Origin of the sequence: Nostoc sp. 2RC, from assembly GCF_014222165.1 — a bacterium.
GTDB lineage: Bacteria > Cyanobacteriota > Cyanobacteriia > Cyanobacteriales > Nostocaceae > Nostoc > Nostoc linckia.
Genome location: NZ_JACKZU010000630.1, coordinates 1 through 2395 on the forward strand (window position 1 = coordinate 1; position 2395 = coordinate 2395).

Genomic DNA, 2395 nt, shown 5'->3' on the forward strand with positions numbered 1-2395 from the left:
CCACCCCCGAAAACGCTGGTGACAGCAGTAACAGCTTTTAGCACCACTGTTCCCATTTTCTCTACTAGGGTTAAAGCTGGCTCTAATAAGCTGTTTATATCCTTAATTAACTTACCAATGGCATCCAAATCGTTATGTAATGCATTGATATAGGATTCAATGCGGCTAACGCGCTTTTCTAGGTTGCTGTTGTTACTGTTATTGCTATTGTCTTTATTTTGCCGCTGTTCCAAATTACGTACTCTTCCGTTTAAAGATTCAATTTTATTATTCAAATTGTTTAACGCCGCATCAATATCCTTGCAAACTTCTGCCATAATCACCTCACTTTATTGGCGATATTATTAATCCGCTGTGCTACTTCTTTGCACGGTACGCAGCAATAACCTGGGTATGCTTTATGGGTACATTTGTGTGAGCCTTCAGGGCATTCATCCCCACAAGTAACTTGGTATTCCAGAGGGCATTTACCAGTCTTTTCAAAGATAGTTGCCCCATTTGATTTAATTGTTAACTTGCACTTTTTAATCATTCTGGGATTGCAATCACCCTTATTATCCCAGCCAGTAATATAAGAAGCATTTCCAGTGGGAGCTACAGATTCAGATCCCTTTCGGTAAAAATAGCCTTCGTATTGCAACCTTTCGCCATCCATATATGGCTGCATCCCTGTCCCGCTATCGTGAAAAGACGGGTTTACACCATAAGCAAATAATTGGTAGTTGTCATTATTTGCAACCCCAATTCCCGTGAATCGCCAACAAATTGAAGCGGGATTATTGTCAAGCTCTTCCACTTCAGAAGTCTCGACCGTAATGGGTGTTTGCTGTGTAATAAATTTAGTTTGAGCAATGCCATTAAATGAGTAATTCACCGTAGCTGGTGAAGAATTGCCGCAGTATTCCGTCATAGTGTTATGCCTGCCCAGGTTGCAATATCTTGTCGAATTGTTGTACGAAGTGTCGATGATAGCGCTGTGTTAGTTTGCGCTATTAATGCGATTTGCCCCTGGAAGTTTCTACCACTTGTGTAGCCAGAAATTCTGTTTGTAGTTAGATCGGAGTTGATAGTAATATTCGTCGAATCCTGTGTACCATTTACCAATAAATTGGAGACACCAGCGCTAGAGATTACTAGCTCATAAATCCGCCATTGATTCTGATTTGATGAATACGGGCTGCTGCTAAAATATCCGCCACTGCCTGCTAGCAATCGGGGGGAGTTCCCGCCAGTGTCGTACCCGAAAAAGATACTACTACTATTACTTCCCAGGAAATATCCATCATACACAAGCGCTGGAGTGTGTTTAGCAAGAATGAATATTGTTCGCTCGCGCCCGGTTAACGCAGTATGTGTTAGATTCTGGCTACCACTGAAAGCGACAGCCGGTTTACCGGACGGGGTGGCGGAGGATACGAATGTTGGTTGAGTTCCAGTAGATCCAATGGCAGCGTCGCCTGTACCCGCATTGGCCCAGGAAATAACATTGCTCCCAGACAATGAAAACGTGCCGTCGCTTCCCAACATCTGCACCCATGAAGCGCGAGATAGCAATTTACCGCTAATCGTGGGTGGCAGAAGCGCACCTGAAATGTCTGTAGTCCACCCGGTTGTTTCGTTGAGATAAACCAACGATGTATGAGTAAATCCCGGTATTGTCGGGTAATCGGTGGTATAGAGTACTCCATTAGCTTTTTTACCATTTGGGTTAACCGTTAAAGTTACCCCTGACGGTACAAAAACCTCAATTACATTACCGATAGCTGGGGTCGCGGGTAGTGTGAGAGTGCAGCTTGCATTCACGATCGTTTTGCTTCCGTTAATCGGCGAAAAGTTACTTGAAACAACGCCGTAAACAGCATTAGCCGCCCCAAACTGCGAACGTAAAGTAGCATTAGAAATCCGTTTCAGGGTTCCTGTTGATGTTTGCCAAACTAATAATATATCTGTATCAGAAATTGTTGCGGTTTCCGGATATAAATCAAATCTCATTTGTGTAGGAATAAATTATTATTTGCTGACGTATTCTGTCTGTGTATTCCTCTGGAACGAATACGCCCCAGTAAAACATTTCTAGTAATAGATAGAGGCTTTTATTGTCGTAGGATATAAACTGCCCATTTTGGTCTGTTATTCGGTTACCAATTTCATCACAGAGATACCCTTCAAAATTTTCTAGAGAATGCCGCAATATTGCTACCAGTAAAGATTCAGCGGTATTCTTTGACTTTGGAGTTAGTCCTACCGCTACTAAATCAGGCTTTTGAATTACTAATTGAGTAGCAGTTTGTACTGCACTAGCACCAAATAATTGAGCGAGTGTTAGTGCTTGCATGTTTAGTAATTGTTTGGGTTTATTACATCAGCGCCAGTTAGCTCTCTATCTGCTTCAACG

The 2395-nt window shown here is 42.4% G+C and carries 4 protein-coding genes; all 4 read right to left on the reverse strand.

All coding sequences use genetic code 11. From position 1 onward, the window contains the following. The coding region (locus GNE10_RS33920; protein ID WP_221643101.1) for a hypothetical protein at positions 1–317 on the reverse strand (317 nt) is incomplete at its 3' end. A 2-nt stretch (positions 318–319) separates the two neighbouring features. Then, positions 320–910: a hypothetical protein gene (locus tag GNE10_RS33925; protein ID WP_185570421.1), complete on the reverse strand. Its 591-nt coding sequence runs from the start codon at positions 908–910 to the stop codon at positions 320–322. Further along, positions 907–1992, reverse strand: coding sequence for a hypothetical protein (locus GNE10_RS33930; protein ID WP_185570422.1), 1086 nt, complete (start codon positions 1990–1992; stop codon positions 907–909). The genes GNE10_RS33925 and GNE10_RS33930 overlap by 4 nt, the downstream gene beginning before the upstream one ends. Next, the gene (locus GNE10_RS33935; RefSeq protein ID WP_185570423.1) at positions 1982–2335 is read right to left on the reverse strand and encodes a hypothetical protein; all 354 of its coding nucleotides are present in this window, start codon (positions 2333–2335) and stop codon (positions 1982–1984) included. Before GNE10_RS33935 ends, GNE10_RS33930 begins: the two co-directional genes overlap by 11 nt. Positions 2336–2395 lie beyond the last annotated feature (60 nt).

Bases quoted from the DNA above. Each gene is read 5' to 3' on its own strand.
- GNE10_RS33930 (WP_185570422.1), bottom strand. From the start codon at position 1,992: ATGAGATTTGATTTATATCCGGAAACCGCAACAATTTCTGATACAGAT.
- GNE10_RS33925 (WP_185570421.1), bottom strand. From the start codon at position 910: ATGACGGAATACTGCGGCAATTCTTCACCAGCTACGGTGAATTACTCA.
- GNE10_RS33935 (WP_185570423.1), bottom strand. From the start codon at position 2,335: ATGCAAGCACTAACACTCGCTCAATTATTTGGTGCTAGTGCAGTACAA.